The organism is Myxococcales bacterium, assembly GCA_016706225.1.
Classification (GTDB): Bacteria; Myxococcota_A; Polyangia; order Polyangiales; family Polyangiaceae; genus JADJKB01.
Genome location: JADJKB010000008.1, coordinates 68,553 through 86,314 on the forward strand (window position 1 = coordinate 68,553; position 17,762 = coordinate 86,314).

Annotated in this window: 12 protein-coding genes; 8 read left to right on the forward strand and 4 right to left on the reverse strand. The window is 63.9% G+C overall.

Annotated features, from left to right (window positions below; all coding sequences use genetic code 11):
• Positions 1-224 precede the first annotated feature (224 nt).
• Together ftsY and IPI67_14460 are read right to left on the reverse strand one after the other, a co-directional pair.
• Complete coding sequence (gene ftsY, locus IPI67_14455; GenBank protein ID MBK7581400.1) at positions 225-1,478, reverse strand: signal recognition particle-docking protein FtsY; 1,254 nt, start codon at positions 1,476-1,478, stop codon at positions 225-227.
• Between the two features lie 60 nt (positions 1,479-1,538).
• Complete coding sequence (locus tag IPI67_14460; GenBank protein MBK7581401.1) at positions 1,539-3,263, reverse strand: carboxypeptidase regulatory-like domain-containing protein; 1,725 nt, start codon at positions 3,261-3,263, stop codon at positions 1,539-1,541.
• A 142-nt stretch (positions 3,264-3,405) separates the two neighbouring features.
• On the opposite strand from IPI67_14460, the gene IPI67_14465 reads away from it, so the two are divergent.
• Both IPI67_14465 and IPI67_14470 read left to right on the forward strand, forming a co-directional pair.
• The gene (locus IPI67_14465) at positions 3,406-4,215 is read left to right on the forward strand and encodes a HEAT repeat domain-containing protein (GenBank protein MBK7581402.1); all 810 of its coding nucleotides are present in this window, start codon (positions 3,406-3,408) and stop codon (positions 4,213-4,215) included.
• 200 nt (positions 4,216-4,415) lie between these two features.
• A complete protein-coding gene (locus tag IPI67_14470; GenBank protein ID MBK7581403.1) occupies positions 4,416-5,204 on the forward strand; it encodes a HAMP domain-containing protein in 789 nt (262 codons plus the stop codon).
• A gap of 16 nt (positions 5,205-5,220) precedes the next feature.
• On the opposite strand, the gene IPI67_14475 is transcribed toward IPI67_14470, so the two are convergent.
• Both IPI67_14475 and IPI67_14480 read right to left on the reverse strand, forming a co-directional pair.
• On the reverse strand, positions 5,221-5,676 hold the full coding sequence (locus IPI67_14475) for a YraN family protein (protein ID MBK7581404.1): 456 nt from the start codon (positions 5,674-5,676) through the stop codon (positions 5,221-5,223).
• Positions 5,591-6,220, reverse strand: coding sequence for a hypothetical protein (locus IPI67_14480; GenBank protein ID MBK7581405.1), 630 nt, complete (start codon positions 6,218-6,220; stop codon positions 5,591-5,593). The genes IPI67_14475 and IPI67_14480 overlap by 86 nt, the downstream gene beginning before the upstream one ends.
• A 487-nt stretch (positions 6,221-6,707) precedes the next feature.
• Between IPI67_14480 and IPI67_14485 the strand changes: the two genes are divergently transcribed.
• From IPI67_14485 to IPI67_14510, 6 genes are all read left to right on the forward strand, one after another.
• Positions 6,708-8,567 (forward strand): hypothetical protein, encoded by a 1,860-nt coding sequence (locus tag IPI67_14485; GenBank protein ID MBK7581406.1) that lies wholly within the window; start codon positions 6,708-6,710, stop codon positions 8,565-8,567.
• A gap of 5 nt (positions 8,568-8,572) precedes the next feature.
• Complete coding sequence (locus IPI67_14490) at positions 8,573-12,295, forward strand: tetratricopeptide repeat protein (GenBank protein ID MBK7581407.1); 3,723 nt, start codon at positions 8,573-8,575, stop codon at positions 12,293-12,295.
• Positions 12,295-13,743, forward strand: a complete 1,449-nt coding sequence (locus IPI67_14495; GenBank protein ID MBK7581408.1) for a hypothetical protein — start codon at positions 12,295-12,297, stop codon at positions 13,741-13,743. Before IPI67_14490 ends, IPI67_14495 begins: the two co-directional genes overlap by 1 nt.
• A 253-nt stretch (positions 13,744-13,996) precedes the next feature.
• Complete coding sequence (locus IPI67_14500) at positions 13,997-14,275, forward strand: hypothetical protein (protein ID MBK7581409.1); 279 nt, start codon at positions 13,997-13,999, stop codon at positions 14,273-14,275.
• A 63-nt stretch (positions 14,276-14,338) separates the two neighbouring features.
• Entirely contained in the window at positions 14,339-16,399 is a 2,061-nt protein-coding gene (locus IPI67_14505) for an AgmX/PglI C-terminal domain-containing protein (protein MBK7581410.1), read from the forward strand.
• Between the two features lie 383 nt (positions 16,400-16,782).
• The gene (locus IPI67_14510) at positions 16,783-17,703 is read left to right on the forward strand and encodes a tetratricopeptide repeat protein (GenBank protein MBK7581411.1); all 921 of its coding nucleotides are present in this window, start codon (positions 16,783-16,785) and stop codon (positions 17,701-17,703) included.
• Positions 17,704-17,762: the final 59 nt, after the last annotated feature.

Sequence of the window (17,762 nt, forward strand, 5' to 3'; positions counted from 1 at the left end):
ACCACGACCGCTGCGGAGACTACCGCTACAACGAGCTCTGCAACTACCCAAAATAATTAACGAAATCCGCTACGCCCGAGTGCCGGGGGACTATATCACGCGCGCTTTTTTGCGATCAACCACGAAAACTAAAGAGAAACCCGCGCGCTCCCTCAGCCCCAATCTCGGCCCCTCGTCCGCGCCCGAAATCGGGCGCCTCGGCGGACCATTCCGAGCCCCTGCGATCACGCGGCGCTCGCCTCTTCGTCCAACCCGAGCAGGGCCTCCACGAACTCGTCCGGAGAGAAATCGCGCAGGTCGTCGGGGCGCTCGCCCAGGCCCACGAACCGGACGGGTACCCCGAACGTGTCACAAATGCCGAGAATGACGCCGCCTTTGGCGGTGCCATCGAGCTTGGTGAGCACGATCCCCGTGAGCTCGAGGTGCTCCTTGAACTCCTTGGCCTGTGCCAGGGCGTTCTGACCGTTGGTCGCATCCACCACCAGCAGAACCTCATGGGGGGCGCCAGCCAAGGCTTTGTCGGCGGTCTTGGCGATCTTCTTCATTTCGGCCATCAAGTTGGTCTTGGTGTGCAGGCGCCCGGCCGTGTCTGCGAGCACGACCTCGGCCCCGGTCTCCTGGGCCTTCTTGATCGCGTCGAACACCACGCTGCCCGGGTCGGCGCCGTCCTTGCCACGCACGACGTCACAACCAATGCGCTCGCCCCACACGACGAGCTGTTGCACGGCGGCCGCGCGGAAGGTGTCGCCTGCGGCCAGGACGACCTTCTTGCCGTCGGCTTGAAGCTTCGTTGCGAGCTTCCCGATCGTCGTCGTCTTGCCCGCACCGTTGACGCCGACCAAGAGCACCACGGTCGGATTGCCGGTGAGGGGAAACGCACCCGCCTTGCCGTCGACCTCCAGGATGCGCTTGGCCTCGTCGCGCACCGCGCTCCAGACCTTTTCAGAGTCGAGGAGATCGGCCTTGCTCAGTGACTCTTTGATCCGCGTGAGCATCGCTTGCGTCGTCCCGACGCCCACGTCCGACGAGAGCAGGATCTCCTCAATTTCCTCGGCGATCGCAGGATTCAGCTCCTTCTTCCCGCTGATCAATGCGCGGAGCTTGCCGAAGAAACCCTCCTCACCTCGAGACTTCGCCAAGCCCTTGCGCAGGCCCGCCACATCGCGCGTGCGTGTGAGCGAGGGGCGCGAAGGCACCGGCGCCTCCGCTTCGACTGCGATGTCGGCTTCGACGCTCTGGGAAGACTCCGCTCGCCGGGCGCTCTTTTCGGGCTCAGCGTCTTTCGACGCCGCGGCCTTGGCTTTCTCGGCGACCGCAGGTTTGGGCTTGGGCTCGTCGCTCTTCTTGGTCTCTTCCCGTTTTGCTGGCAGCTCTTGTTTCGGAGCTGCCCCGAGCTTGTCCGGCTCGGACTTGCGGATGAACAGGAAGTAGACGGCGACGAGCGCCACGATCCCGACGAGGACGTAGACGATTTCCATCTGTGGCGCGTGCCTCCAGGCAGTTGGGCCGCGGACTATAGGGAGCGCAGGTTTCGGCCGTCAACGCTTGGGATCGTCTACGGCCCGCCAAGCGGGTTCTTGCTCCCGAACCCGCTCTTCGACCTCGGCGTCTGGCGGGCTCGGCCCGAACGCCGCCTGTTCGACCTCCCCGGCCCAGACCACGACGTCTTCGGCCCGGCGGCTGCGGGCCACCGAGGCGACATGTCGCGGCGTCGCGTCGCCCGGCGTGGTCCACGGCTTGCCCATTCGTGCGGCCCATTCGACGAGCCGCGCTAGTAGGGCCCTGCGCCGTGAAACAAGACTGATTTGGAGGCTTCCCGCCAGAGGTAGGTCCTTCACCAGGGTCGAGTGCCAAGCCGCGGAGACCTCCAGCCGGGCGCCCTCGACTCGATTGACCGGTGCGAGCTCGAAACGCCCCTCGTCGTCGGTAGTCGTCCTGGCCGCGACACCATCCGAGGCGAAAGCCGGTAGGATCACGGTCAAGGTCGCCCCGCCCACCGGGGTCGCTTCGTGGGCGTCGTACACCCGGCCGCGCCATCCGGAGCGTTCGGGACCCGCCTCGATGACCTCCAAGGATGGCCGTCCCGGAGGCAGGCTGAGGCGGTCTCGTTCAGGTTTTTCCGTTCGCGGCGGGCGCCACCAGCTACGCACGACCCACGCGCCGACAGCTAGCGCCGCGATGACCCAGGGGAATCGGCGCCATGGGCTAGGGGGTGAGACTGGGACGCTGACGGTGATGGGCTCAGTCGCGAGCCACCACGGAACCTCCGGCAGGTAGCGCAGGGTCACGGGCACGACGCCCGCCGCGGGCAAGGGAAACAAGGCAGTGACTCGGGAGGAGCCAGCGTGCACGGGCGCCGTTCCGACGCTGTCGTTTCCCACCACCATCTCGATCGCACCGCTCGGCACGGCCCCAACGCTGGACCCGACAGCGACATCGATGCTCAAGCCGGAGCTCGGATCAGCGGGCCCCAGTTTGCCCGCGGTCGAAAGCACGACCCGCACGTTGCGCTGGATCGTCGCCGAGCGCCGCGCAGGCTGCACGGTATCCGAGCCAGCGAACTCCGCCACGAGTTCGGCCAGACCCGGCATTCCCAGATCCCGCGAGTGGAAGCTGACCTCGGCGCGTTCGCCCGAGCGCAGCGCAGTGCGCCCGAGCTCTCTCGTCGAACCATCACGCTCTTTGAGCAAGAGGCGGATCTGCAGCGCCTCGTCGATGGGCTCATCGTTGGGCTCTACCCGCGCGTCGAGCCAGACCGTATGCGTCTCCCGCTCCAGCGCGAGCTGAACGGGCGCCGGCGAAAACGCAAGCAGCAGGCTGCGCCGGGACGAGTCGACATCGAGCGTGACCTCCCCGCGGTCGTGGAAGCGATCCCCCTCGAACGCCACCTGCAACGCGGCGCGCCGCTCCAGCGTGGTGAAGGCCAGGCAGAACGCGCCGGCCCCGTCCGTGTCGACGAGCAGCTCTTCGGCGCTGGGGTGGATGTGGTTCTGCGCCGTCGTGCCGCACCCGAGCGACCTGCCAAGCTTCAGCACTGGCCCCCCCCGTTCCCGCGCTGCGCTGACCCTCAGGCGGGCTTGGCCGAGCGGGCGGCCGGTATCGTCCCGCACCGAGCCACGCAGCTCGATGCGGCCGTCTTTCAGCGCGGCTCGCGCATCGACCTGGGTGTTGCCCCGAACCTGCACTTTCACGGCCCACGCGCGCGGAGCCCACGCCACCAGCACGGTCAGCAAGAAGACACGGAGCGAGGCGGGTGAGCGCATGAAGTCCGATGTAGGAGTAGCCGCGCCCGAGCATAACTCCGATTGAAGTCCGAACGCTCCCGAACCGTCTCATTAGGCAGAGCGAAATGCATCCATGATGGTGACGGCAGGCGGCACTCGGGTCGTGGTAGGCTGCGGGCAAATGCCCCGGGCGGCTCGCCGTATCCTGACGCTGCTCGTCACGCTGACGTTGCTGGTCGTCACCACGATTGCTGCCGCTGAGGACAGGGTGGACAAGGCCACCGATCAGCTGAAGAACAGCGACGACTTCCGAGTCCGCACGCAGGCGGCTCTGGCCCTCGGTGCCTCCAAGAGCAAACGCGCGGTCGAACCGCTGTGCGCCGGCCTCGAAGACTCGAATACCACCGTGCGCGCGGCGTCGGCCGCGGCGCTCGGCAAGCTCAAGCAAGGCGGCGAAGACTGTCTGAACACGCGGCTCGACGAAGAGGAAAACTCCACCGTCAAGTCATCCATCAAGAAGGCGCTCACGCTACTCAAGTCGGCCTCCGAGCCTGCCATCACCGCCAGCACCAAGGTCTATCTGATGATCGCGAAGGCCAGCGACAAGAGCGGCAGGAGCGGTGATGAGATCGTGAAGATGGTCCGGAAAGCCATGCTCAAGGCAGCTGGTAAGGAAGACGGCTACGTGATTGCACCCGCTGACGAAACGCCCGCCCAGGCCAAGAAACGCCTATCCAAGTGGAAGAGCGTGAAGGCCTTCTACCTGTCCCCGAAGGTGCTCGAGCCGCGGTACTCTGGCGGCTCGCTCCAGATCAAGATCGACGTCGCCATCTTCACCTACCCGGGCAAAGCGCTGAAGGGCAGCATCCCCGTCAAGCTCACCCAGGACGGCGTGTCCGGCCGTGACACGTCGAGCGAGGACGATTTGATTCGCATGGCTTCGGAGCGCGCGGTCGAGAAGTTCTCGGCGAACATGGAGCGAATTCAGTGAGCCTTCCCGATGTCTTCGAGACCCCGGCGCAAGGCCCGTTCTCGCTCTCGGGGCTCCTCGGCCACTCGCTTGGCGGGCAGGGGAACCGCCTGAAAAACACCGCGTCAGCCCAGCAAATTGTGACGAATGCTCCCGAGCACCCTACGATGCGAGCGGGGGCGCCCGCGTGCGGTCTCCGAACGGACTGAGGAAAAGTCATCATGGCAGAAGCGGCAACCGCACCGGCGGCAGGCGGAGGGCGCCATCAGCGTCGCCTCCGAAACTACCTGCTGGATACCCATTTTCAGCTCAAGTACACGGCGTACCTCGTGGCGATCGCCATCGTGCTGAGTGGTTCGCTCGGTTTCATCCTGTATCGCACCAGCAACGCGGTGCTTGCCCAGAGTTACTCCACCGTGAGCAAGGGCGAACAGGTCGTGTCGTACGGCAAGCAGGTCGTTGAAGAGAGCCGCAAGGTGAGCGCCGTCGTCCAGATGAACATCGTCAAGGACGAGACCTACCAGGACAATCCAGCGCTGCTCGAGGCCTTCAAGACCGACGCACAATCCCAGGACGACCGTCTGAAGAAGCAGCAAGACGAGCTCGAGGCACAGTCAGCCAGCCTGAAACAGCAGTCCGCCGACATCGCGAATCAGCAGAAGACCATGCTCTCGTCGTTGACAGCGGTCTTGTTGCTGCTCGTCGTGGGCATCGGAGTCGCTGGCATTCTCGTCACGCACAAGGTTGCCGGACCCATCTACAAGATGAAGCGGCAAATCCGCGAGGTCGGCGAGGGCAAGCTCAAGATCCCCGGCAAGCTCCGCAAAGGGGACGAGCTGGTGGACTTCTTCGAAGCGTTCAACGACATGGTCGTCAACTGGCGGAAGCGCCAGGAAGACGAGATCGCGCTGCTCGACGAGGCGATGAAGAAGCTCGAAGGCAGTGTGGCGGCCGGCGAGATGGAGACGCTGCGAAAGCTACGCGCGGACATGCAGTCGACGCTCGATTGAAGCCTTCCCGCGGCGCTCAAAACGCAGCCTGGGCGTACTCGACAACCGGTGTACCGTCGTCGAAGGTGACACTGGCAGCGTCGAAGCGCATGCGGTCGACGCTCGAGTCGTGTTTGTACCGAGCCCTCCACAACCGCTCGCCGGCGCGGCGGACTCGCTGGCGCTTTTTCAGGTTGATACTGCCAAAGCCGGTCGTCCAGGCGCCGCTGCCTCGGGTCCGGACCTCCACTACGATGATGGTGCGGTCTTGCCGAGCGACCACGTCGAGCTCGAGGCGCCCGAGGCGCAAGTTGGTGGCGACGATGTGGCAGCCGTGCTGTCGCAGATAATGGACGACCGCTCGCTCCGCGCTGCCACCCAGCGCGAGTTTGTCGACGCGGGGAGCGCTACGGGTTCTTGCCGTCGTTGCCGCAGTTGGAGACTGCGGAGCTGCACGGCACGCCGCCGCTGGTCGGGACGTACTTCGAGCCATCCTTGATGCAATAACTTCCGGCCAGCTGCGCGGAGCCGAGCCCGAGATCATCGATCAGCTTCTCGCAAGAAAAGCCGCTGGGGCAGTCGCAGTAGCGCGCGTTGGGATCCGGGCCGTCGCAGCGACACGAGCAGTAGACCGAGTCCTTCACGCCGTCCCCACCGTGTTCCGGGGAGGCAGCGGCGGTACGGGTCACCAGCTGCGCAGGCACCGCGACGTCGATCGAGTCGCCGGCGTTGGCGCCGCTCGTCCCGGGGACGCGGCAGCGTTTGGGGTCTGTCGCCGGCAACTTGAGGTCTCCCTCGGTCTGCCCGTACGGACAACTGACGCGCCCGCGGAAGTGATTCACGAGGCACACGCGGGTGTCGCACTGGAACGACCGGCTCTCGACGTTGACCTCGCTCTCGTCGTAGCCGCCGAAAGTGGTCTGGTACTCGTCCTCGGGGGTGCAGGGGTCGCCAACGCCCCCGGGCTCGCACGCGAGCGCACCGAGGCCCAAAGAAGACGCCAGGAAGAGCCAAATAGCCGGAATCGGACGTGTCATAGTGTGCTCGCCACCTGTCGCGTTCAGTGTTCGCCGGAATGCACTCTGCTGCTTAGTCGCCGCACCGCACCAGGACGTGCGCTCGCGAAAAGCTAGTCGACCGCAGCGAGACCCGTCAACGCGAAAGGGACCCAAGGGTTCCTGCGGGCTTGAGTGTCGAAGCTCACGCCGGCAGCGAGGTCTGCTCGACCACGACCCAGAAGGTCGGGTCGAGGGGCGCCGCGGGCCCGGTGCGGCAGACCCGCCGCCTTCCCGCGAACACGGTGCCCGCAACCTTCGGGGAGCCGGCTGCCGACGCAATCGGAAATTCCCGTGTGGTGACGCTTGACAACCCTGCGCGGGCCCACCTAACATCAGCCCGGCCGCGCGTGGTATCTATCGGTTCTCATTGAACTTTTTGATGCCAACTCCTGGGGGCTCCGAATCAGAGCCGCCGGTGCGTGGGCTACCCGAGCGCCCGAAGCCCCCATTTTTAAAGCGAGGATCCATGTTCCGAAAGCGCCTTGTCGCCGCCTGCGTGGCGGCCACCGCCGCACTGGGAATCGTCAGCACCACCGATGCGGTCGCGCAAGAAGTGATCGATCTCGATGCGGAAGCGGCGAAGCCGGCGAAGAAGCCGGCGGGAAAAGCGCCTGCCAAACCCGCAGCGAAGGGTGCCGCGAAGGCGGACCCCAAAAAGGGCGGTGATGCCAAGGGCGACGCCAAAGGCGACGCAAAGGGCGACGCAAAGGGCGACGCAAAGGGCGACGCCAAGAAGGGCGGAGTCGACATCGATCTGGATGAAGGCCAGCCGACCGAGCAAGGTCCCGTCGTAGCCGGTCAGATGACCGAAGAGGCGGCGGCCGCCAAGAAGCTCTTCGATCGCGAGCGCTGGAACGAGGCGGCACAGGCTCTGTTCCGCGTCGTCAACGGCGAGACGAGCGACGACCCGGGCAACAAACAACTGGCGCAGTACTACCTCGCCATCGCGCTCTATCGCCTGAAGTTCTACCAGGCGAGCTACGCGCTCTTCAGCCAGATCGCCGACAACAAGAATCACCTGAAATTCAAGGAGACGCTGCTGTGGCTGGCGAAGCTCGCCACGCAGCTCCCCGAGCCGGCCGACATCATCGAGCGCGTGGGTAAGTACAGCGACGATCAGGTCGCCCGGTTCGACAACGAACAGCAGCGCGATCTGTTCTGGCAGCTCAACTACATGCTGGGTCGCTACAAGTACCGCAACCGGCAGTACGAAGAGGCCATTCGCCTGTTCCAGAAGGTCGACCGCAAGAGCGAATACTACGTGAAGAGCCAGTTCTTCACGGGCATCAGCTACGTACAGCTCCGCAAGAGTGTGCCCGCGGTGCAGTCGTTCCAGCGCATCGAAAAGTTGATCGACGAAGGTGCCGAGGGAGTGGAGGACGAAGATCGTCTGCGCGACCTCGCTTACCTGTCGATGGCGCGAACCTACTACTCGGCGTCCATCAAGCTAGACCCGGAGAGCAACACCCCGCAGGTCGATGAGAAGAAGCTGAGCGCGGCGGTCAAGTACTGGAACCAAATCCAGCCCGCCAGCGAGTACTGGCTCGACGCGCTTTTCGAGCAGTCTTGGGCTTACTTCATGGCCGGCGATTACCCGCACGCCCTCGGGAACATCCACACCATCCAGTCGCCGTACTTCCCGAACTCGTTCTATCCGGAAGCGGAAGTGCTCAAGGCGGTCATCTACTTCGCCAACTGCAACTACGAGGGAGCGACCATCGTGGTCGCTCGCTTCAACAAGAAGTTCGTACCCATCCGCGACGAACTCGAGAAGGTGCTCAAGCGCTTCAAGGGTGAGAACCAGGAGGAGCCGTTCTTCAAGTTCCTGAAGGAAGTGCGCGAGGGCAAGGCCAGCCTCGACTCGAAGATCAAGCCCATCGTCGAGAACGCACTCTCCGATCGACAGCTGCTCCGCAACATCGAGTACGTCCGGATCTTGGACGACGAGATGGAGCGCTACCGCAAGTCGCCCCCCGCGTTCCGCGGCTCTGCAGTGGGCAAACAGGTCGAAGATTCGCTGAAGATCGCCCGCGACCTTGCCGTGCGTCAGGCCGGAGAGCTGGCGATGCTGCGCTACCAGCGCAACGTCGACGAACTCAACGAGCATCTGCGAAACGGCGAGAAAATCTTGATCGACATCACGGCGGCCCAGCGCAACTTGCTCGACGAGAAGATCAGCAAGGGCCAGGTCAGCAAGGCTGAATCGAAGATTTACGGCGTCGTCAAACCGGACGAGGAGCACGTGCTGTGGCCCTTCGACGGTGAGTACTGGCGTGACGAGCTCGGCTTCTACCGTCAGGTGGTCGAGTCGGCGTGTGGGAGGTAAATAGAATGAAGTCCCTCAAAGCGTTTTCCCTGCTGGCGGCTCTCCTGGGCACGTTGATCGTCGCCCCGGCGACGTCGGCGGCGGCCGACGATCTTTCGAGCTCTTGTGTGGGCCCGGAGGCGAAAAAGACCCTGAGCGAGTGCCCGGGCGGACCGAGCAAGTTCACCGTCGGTGGCAAGCGCCCTGCCGCGTTCAAGAGTGCGCCTCCGCCTCGCGAGCGCAAGGACTCGAGCAATGCCAAACCGACGAACCCGACAGAGGCCATGGCCGCCGGGCAGCGCGATACCCGTAAGAACCGCCTGCAGGCGCGCTCGCGCGCGCTCTTGATCACGGAGATCCAGGGACTCGAGCGCTTGTACCGGAACACGCCGAAGAAGTCGGCAGATCGACCGCAGCTCATCCGGCGACTCGCCGAAGGCTACGTCGAGCTCGAGAGCGCAGCCCTGCGTGACAAGACCGCGGCGGACGTGAAGGCACAGGACTACAAGAAGAAGAACCCGAGCCAGGCCGCCAAGGCTCGCAGCGACGCCTCGTCAGCGAAGAAGATCGTCGTCGCCGCTCGTAAGAGCGCCATCAAGTACTACATCTTGATGAAGTCGGCGTACCCGAACTACTCGCGCCTGGACGAGGTGCTCTACTACCTCGCCTACGAGTATGAGCAGGCGGGCGACCTGACCAATGCCCGCAAGATCTACTTCGAGCTGATCGAGAAGGCGCCCAAGTCGCCCTACATTCCCAACGCCTATCTGGCGTTCGGTGAGCTCTTTTTCCAGGAAGCTCAGGGCGACCCGGCCAAGTGGGATCTGGCGGCCGCGGCTTACAAAGAGGTGATCAAGTACCCGCCGCCGGACAACAAGGTCTACGGCTTTGCTCGCTACAAGCTCGGCTACGTGCACTGGAACAAGACCGAGTTCGCCGACGCCTTGAACGAATTCAAGAAGGTCATCGAGTACGGCGACCAGTACGCGGCCTTGCCCAACGCGGCCCAGCTCGCCAAGAGCGCTCGCCGGGACATGATCCCGGTGTATGCGGCCAGCGGGCAACCGGATCGCGCCTTCAACTTCTTCAAGCCGCTGTCGGGCGACAAGGGTGGCGAGCAGTCGAAGACCATCGACATGCTCAATGACCTCGGTCTCGCCTACATCGACACCGGGCACTACAAGGAGGGTATCGCCCTCTATCGTGACCTCTTGAGCCGCGACAAGGGCCCGAAGAGCTGTCACTACCAGACGCAGATCACCGTCGCGACCCAGGCCATGAAGTCGTCGGACAAGGACGGCATCAAGAAAGAGCTCGAGACCCAGCTCGCGATGCGCAACGCCTTCATGAAGGAGAGCCATCCCGCGGACAAGAAGCTCGAGTGTGCCAACCGCACCGCGGAGCTCCTAGCCGAAAGCGCCATGGCGTGGCACCTCGAGGCCGTCGGCTCCGGCGGCGTGCGAGGCACCGGGGACAAGAAGACGATGGATCTGGCGGCCTACCTCTACAAGAAGGTCGCCGAGAACTTCGATCGCGCAGAGTTCAGCAAGTTCGAGTTCCCGCGCATCGTCAAGAGCGACTGGCCGACCCTGTACAAGATCAAGTACGCGATGTCGGACTTGCTCTACTTCCAGCAGCGCTGGGACGAGTGCGGTCCGGCCTTCGACTCGGTCGTTGCCGAGGACCCGAAGGGCGAGAGCGCGGCTGAGGCCGCCTACGCCTCGGTGCTCTGCTACCAGAAGATGTACGACGCGATGTACAAGGGCCAGTCCGACCGCAAGGGCAAGGGCCTCGGCCCGACGGGCGCCGACTCCAAGGATCGCGAAGCCAAGAAGGGCGAGTGGGAGAAGTTCAAGCCCAAGGAGTTTACCAGCCTCCAGAAGGGCATGATCCAGGCCTTCAACCGCTACGTCTGTTACATCACGCCGGCCAAGGGCGACAAGACCGCCGAGGACCAGTACGTCGAGGTCAAGTTCGCCCGCGCGCGTACCTACTACGAGGCGCAGCACTGGGAGGAGGCCGCGCTCGCGTTCCGCGACGTTGCCATCAACCACTCGACCCATGACTCCGGCATGTACGCCGCGAACCTCTACCTCGAGGCCTTGAACGTGCTCGGTGGCCGCGCCGACCCACCCCGCCCGACGTGCTTCGACGACATGGGTAAGGACGTGCCGACCTTCCTGAAGCTCTACTGCGAGGGCAAGAAGGCCGACGACAACAAGGAGAACTGCGAGCTCCTCAGCCGGATCCAGTTCGACATCCAGCGCTTGCGCGCTCAGAAGACGGTCGAGCTCGCGGACTCACAGCTCGAGAAGGGCAACAGCAAAGAGGCTGTCGACAACTACAAGAAGGGCGCGGATGCCTACTTGGAGATGTGGCGCGGCTACTGCGAAGGCCCGTTGTCGAAGGGTGAGAAGCCGAAGCAGTGTGAGAAGGCGAGCGAAATCGTCTACAACATGGCGCGCGCCTACCAGGCCGGCCGGCTCCTCGCGAAGTCGATTCAAGCCCGCCTCATTCTCCTCGATCCCAAGTACGGGATGGAGAAGTCCGACCTGGCCCAGAAGGCAACGTACGAGATCGGCGGTAACTACCAGGCCATCGCTGTGTACGACCGCGCAGCGGACTTCTTCGAGCGCTACGTCGAGCAGACCTGCGGGAAGCTGAGGAAGTGCGGCGAGGAAGCGGACAAGGCCCTCAGCGACGCCGTGGTGCTGCGCTTGGGCCTGGGCCAGGATGACAAGGCCATCGACGACGCGAACAAGTTCAACCGCTACTTCGGGGCGCGCAAGCCCGATCAGGTTGCTCAGATCGCCTTCGCCATCTCCGCGCATTACGGAGAGAAGAAGGACTGGGGCAACGTCGCCAAGCGGCTGGGCGGCGCAATGCGCCAGATTGATTCCAAGGCGACGTTGGACGTCCGAGTCCAAGCCCATGCACTGATGGGACGCGCCCTCAAGGAGTCGAAGAAGAACGCTGCCAACGAGTACGGCGCCGTCGTCAAGCTCTGGGCGGATCCGTCCAAGGCCGTGGCCGAAATCGAGAAAGGCGAGGGCGACAAACAACGGCGACTCGGCCGCGCGCTCGAGGCGGTCGGCGAGGGCCTGTTCTTCTTCGCCGAGCAGAAGAAGGCGAAGGTCGACGCGGTGAAGTTCCCCGCATTTACCGGGCCTGCGACCAAGGACGAAGTGCTCAAGCACATCAACGTCAAGGTCAAGGACTGGATCGGCAAGAAGAAGCCGCTCATCGACGACGCAACCAAGGAATACAAGAAGATCGTCGACCTTCAGCCCGTGCCGCCGCCGCGCTGGGTGATCTCTGCCGGCGCTCAGGTCGGCAACATGTGGGGAACCTTCGTGGACGAGTTCCGCGCGGCCCCCATCCCGGACACGATCAAGAAAGATTACGAGCTTCGGACCGCCTACTACGGCGCTCTCGACGATGCCTCGGAGCCGCAGAAGAAGACGGCGCGCGGTGCCTTCGAAACCTGTCTCGGCTACTCGGTGAAGTACCAGTATTTCGACGAGTACAGCCGTGAGTGCGAGAAGTGGCTCGCGAAGACCTACAAGACCGAATACCACCTCATCGACGAATTCCGTGGTGCACCAACCCGCGTGAACAGCGTGCTCAACGAGCAGGCGTTCCCGCTTCGCATCGGCGGTGACCCGCTAGTGACTGTGGCCCCGCCCCCAGAGCCTCCGGCTCCGAAAAAAGCGGCGCCGGAAGAACCCAAGAAGGGTGGGAAGAAGTGATGAGCGCCTGGCAGAACTTGAAAACGCGCTTCACCCTGGTCGCAGCCACGGCTGTGATCGTCAGCACCGCAGCGTGCGGAGGCGGCGGCGGAAGTGGCAAGGGTCCGCTTCGCCCTGGCGAAGACAGCGGCAAGAAGACCCGGCACGGCCAAGCGGTCGCCAAGGAAGCGGCCGCGGGCTTCGAGCGAGCGCTCGATGCGTTCGCCGAACGCGACAAGAAGGGTGACTGGGCCGATAGCAGTTGCACTGCCGTCGCGGAGCAATTCCTCGCCGCGAACAAAGCCCAGGTCGACGCGACCCGAAAGTCCTTGCCCGAAGCCCTCTACAACGCGGGACTCGCCTATCAGCGCTGTGACAAGGACGCGCAGGCTCGCGGGCAGTTCGAGGCGGCGGCCAAGGCAGATCCGACCTTCCACCGAGCTCGCGCCCAGCTTGCGCTCTACGACTTCGAGAAGTCGAAGAACCTCGAGGGCACCATCGCCACTCTGGAAGCGATCATTCGTGAGGCGAAGTTCCAGAACGTCGAGGCACTCGTGAGCCTTGCCGCCCTTCAGCTCGAGCGCAACGGCGACTCGGCCGATCAGGACGGCAAGAACGACATGGAGCGCGCCAAGAAGAACCTGCAGCGCGCGCTCGCAATCGACGACTCGTACATGGCTGCGTTCAACCAGCTGGCGATCTTCTACCTGGAGCAAGCGAAGGCGAAGGCCGACGCCGAGGCCTCCAAGCGCGGGCGCAAGCGCCGCGGCTTGGTTGCTGCGAGCTCCAAGTCGGCGGACGTCAACAGCCAGCAGCTCGATTTGGCAGCGCTCGTCGCGTCGCAGGGCGTTCGAAAGAACCCGAACTATGCGCCACTCCACAACACCGCCGGCCTGATTCAGGTCGAGCTCAAGAACTTCAACGGCGCAGTCAAGAGCTTCGCCGCTGCGCGCAAGTTGGACTCGAAGTTCTTCGAGGCCCACATGAACTACGCCGCGGTGAACCTGAGCTTTCGGGGCTTCGAAGAGGCGGAGAAGGCCTATCGGGACGCGATCAAGCTGAAGCCGAAGGAGTACGAGGCCCACCTGGGCCTAGCGCTAGCCATTCGCGGGCAGATCAGGCTCGGTGATAACGCTGCGATCAACAAGGCTCAGGCGGAGCTGGACGAAGCCAAGAAGATCGACCCGAGTCGAGCAGAGACCTACTACAACGAGGCCATCCTGATTCAGGAGTACCGGACGAAGGGCTCGGAGAAGGAAGCCGTGCCGATGTTCGAAAAGGCGGCTGCGACCTACAAGCAGTTCATCGACAAGGCGGGCAGCGCGCCCGAGTTCGCCGACGCGGTGAAGCGCGCCAAGGAACGGGCTGAAGACGCCGTCGATACCGCCAAGTTCATCAAAGAGGGTGAAGCTGCCAAGAATGCGCCACCTCCGCCGGCCCCGCCGCCAGAGGGTGGCGACAAGAAGTGAGGCTTTTCGCCTTGCGCGAAGGGCTCGTTCGGGGGGGCGGACTCCTCGGGCGGGCCTTCGACTTTTCGCAGCAGTGTTCGGGCGACAATGGAACTTCGGTTGGGACGGGCTGTCTGTCCCCTTCGTGGTGCATTGCTCTTCCCAACCCAGAGCTGCGAGACAGACGGCCCCCGCGAGACCATTGACGTCGACCGTCGGGCCGGACTACAATCACACTGTAATTGCGTCGGAATTTTTTGAGGAGGCTGGAACCATGACTCGCTCGCTCAAGGTTGGGTTTGCGTTGGCGTTCGCGGTCGCTGCGTTCGTCGTGACTCCGTCGGCTTTTGCGCAAGGCAAGGCCGCGGCCAAGGAAACGAAGGGTGGCGACGACGGGTACGGTTACTCGTTCGACGACGATCCGCTGAATGCTGGCGGCTTCGGACCGAACGATGCAACGATTCGTGTTCGTCCTCGCGCGGCTCGCACCACGCTGATCCGTCCGCGCACTTCTTTCGTGCCGGAAATGCTGAAGTCGGTCGAGAACATTTGAGGCTGGGCAGGTGTCGGGCTCTCCGAGCTCGGCATCGTCCGGACAACCAGGGAAGTCAGAAGCATGGCAAAGGCTGTACTCACGTTTGCGCTCTATCAGGGTGACGCTCTGCAACGTCGCGAGACCATTGCGCAGGATATCGTCAAGGTAGGGAAGGACCCCAAGAGCCATCTCCGCGTCGACGACGAGCTGGCTTCCCGCATGCACGCCGTGATCGAGGTCGGTAGCCCCGACGACATCACGCTCATCGATCTCGGCAATGAGCCGGGCACGATGGTGAACGGCGCCCGCGTGAACAAGTGCAAGTTGCACGTTGGCGATCAGATCCAGGTCGGCGGTACCAACATCTTGCTCGAGCGCGCCGAGGCCGCTGGAGCAGAGGTTCAGGCCGCGCCAGCCCAGGCAGCGCCCGCGCCGGCGATGCCTGCGCCGGGTGGAGCCAGCGCGTTCGGGGGAGCCAATCCGTTCGGGGGTTCGAACCCGTTCGCGGCGGCGGCTGCCTCGAGTCCCTTCGCCGTCGGCACGGCAAGCCCGTTCGACGTGGGCGCTTCGGCGCTCAACCCGTTTGCAGCGGGTGCCCAGCAGCAGTCGCACGTCGAGGCTCTGCGTGTGCCCGATGACGCGCCGCCCGGGACGTACACCTACACGCTGATCAAGAGCGGTCCCGACGTGCCTGCCGAAGAGGTGGAAGTCGCGCACCTTCAGTCGGTGGAGGTGATGGTGATGTGGGGCACCAACGTGCTGCACGTCTCGCACTTGACGCCGCCTCGCACGTTCTACGTGGGTGAGGAGCAGAGCAAGAATTTCGGCTGTGATTTCTACATTCCGGCGGAGAAGCTTGGCACCACGCGCATGCCGGTGGTGGTCGGAGATCGTGCGTCGGTGGCGGTGGTGATTCCGCCGGGCGCCAAGGGCCACATCGAAATTCCGGGGCAGCCGCGGATGACACTGGACGAAGCGCGCGCGAAGGCGCAGCCCAGTGCAGAGGTCAGTGGTGGACACCAGTTCCCGCTGCCAGGCGGCGGACGTGCTCGCATCGAGCTCGACCAGTTCGTGTTCCAGGTTGCTGCAGTGAACGCCGGCAAGCCCATCAAGCACGGTGTGGGTGCGGGCGTCGATTGGACGGTGTTCGTTTATTTCGCGCTGTCGTTCCTGGCGCACGCAGGGCTCATCGCAGCCATGGCGTTCTTCGTCCCGCCGCTCGGTCTGACGGACGACGAGGGCATCGACAAGGACCAGCTCTATCTCATCCAGCAGTATATGAAGAGCGCTGCCGAGCGTGAGATGGAGGAGAAGGAGACCGAGCAGGTCACCGAGGACAAGGCGGACAACAAGGAAGGCGGGACGGGCACACGAGCCAAGGGCGAAGAAGGCTCGATGGGTAACCCGACCACGAAGGCCACCAACAAGCGTTACGCCGTCCAGGGGCCCAAGGACAATCCGGATCCGCATATTGCTCGGCAGGCAGCCCTGCGTGAGGCTCAGGAATTCGGCATGATCGGTCTGCTCAACACCGGAGCAGCCGGCGACCCGAACGCGCCTACGGCGCCCTGGGGTCGTGAGACATCGCTGGGTCAGGACGACATGTCGGCCCGCGGTAACATGTGGGGTGATGAAATCGGTGACGCCTTCGGCGCCGGCGGTCTCGGCCTCTCAGGTATCGGCGAAGGTGGTGGTGGTCGCGGCGAGGGCATTGGCCTCGGCTCGATCGGAACCCTCGGCCACGGTGCCGGCACCGGCACGGGTCAGGGCTTCGGCTCCGGACATGGTCGCCTGGGCGGGGCTCACGCCACCCGCGCTCCCAAGGTCCGCATGGGTGCCACGACCGTGAGTGGTCGCCTGCCCCCCGAGGTCATTCAGCGCATCGTGCGGCAGAACTACGGTCGGTTCCGCATGTGTTACGAGCAGGGTTTGTCTCGAAACCCGAACCTGGAAGGTCGCGTGTCGGTGCGCTTCGTCATCGGTCGTGATGGCTCGGTGTCGAACGTCTCGAACGGTGGCTCGGACATTCCGGACAGCGGCGTGGTGGGTTGCGTGGTCAGTGCGTACTACGGCCTCAGCTTCCCGCAGCCTGAAGGCGGTATCGTAACGGTCGTCTACCCGATCATGTTCAGCCCCGGCTGATCGTCGAGCGAGTCGGCCTCGGAAGCGCGCCTCCCTGTCGGGTGGCGCGCTTTTTCGTTTCCGCGCGGCGGTGAGGGTCGACGCGCGGTCCAGTGGCCTTGGGCCGCGGCCGTCGAGGAGCAGCCGGAGGGCCGGGGCCCGCGCGCTTCGAGAGCCGAAAACCTGAAGGAATCTCGACAGAATCCGGCCACGAACCACCTTTACTTCGATCCCCCCGTCTGCATATGCTGATGCACCGCTTTTCGGGCGGTTGCCTCATGTGTGGGGTATCGGTCCGCTCGCTTGCCGGGGTGGCCCTGGGCTGGAGACATCGTGTGGATTCTCCTGCTCTCTAGCGATGTTCCACCCGTTGCCAAAGCACGAAAACAGAGGGTGAGCTCACGATGAAACTGGATAGCGTTTCCAAGGTCGCCTGCCTGGCGGCGGTGTTTGTTGCTGCATCTGCGTGCAGCCGAGATCACATCGAAGCCATCAATCTCGCCAACGAGGGTGACCAAGCCATCAAGGTCAATACCGAGGGCGCGATTCAGAAGTACGAGCAGGCCATCCAGCTCGACCCGACCAACCATCGGATCATGTGGAAGCTGGCGAAGGCTTACGAGAAGAAAGAGGACTGGGACAAGCTGGCCTCGACCCTCTCCCGGGCATCACAGGTCGCGCCGACGTTTGCGAACTACTATTACAAGCGCGGTTACGCGCTCGTGAAGATGGCCGAGGCGGGCAACCCCGACAAATACGAAGAGGCGAAGGAGCCGCTGAAGAAGTGCATCGAGAAGGACCCGAACTTCGCCGAGTGTTACCACTTCTTGGGAGAGACCAGCCTCTGGACCAATGACGAGCAGGGGGCGCTCGACAACTACACCAAGGCCGTCGAGCACGACGCGGTCACTCCCTATTTCTACCCCCCCCTCGCGGAGCTCTACATCGCGATGCGCTTCTACAAAGAGGCCGATGCTGTGCTGAAAGAAGGCACGCGCGTCGTTCCTCCGGGCGAGAAGAACAACAACCATCTCTACGGGATGTACGTGCTCCGTTTCCAGGTCGCACAGGCGTCCAACGACAAGGCGGGCATGGTCGCGGCCATGGAGAAGGCTGAAGAGGTCGCGGGCGACAGCCACCCCGAGATCGCGTTCAACCTGGGCAGCACTTATGCCGTGATGGATCCGCCCCAGAAGGAGAAGGCCGTCCGCCTCCTCAGCTCATTCGTGAAACGTGCTTGTCGGAGTGCGAAAGCCGCCCAGTTCAAGGAACAGTGCGAGTCGGCCAACACACTCATCCAAAAGCTGGGCGGAAAGGTCAACTGACCTTGCCGAGTCCGCGACGGGCCGAACGCCACGAGGCTTGTTCCGCCGGGTCAGGAGTG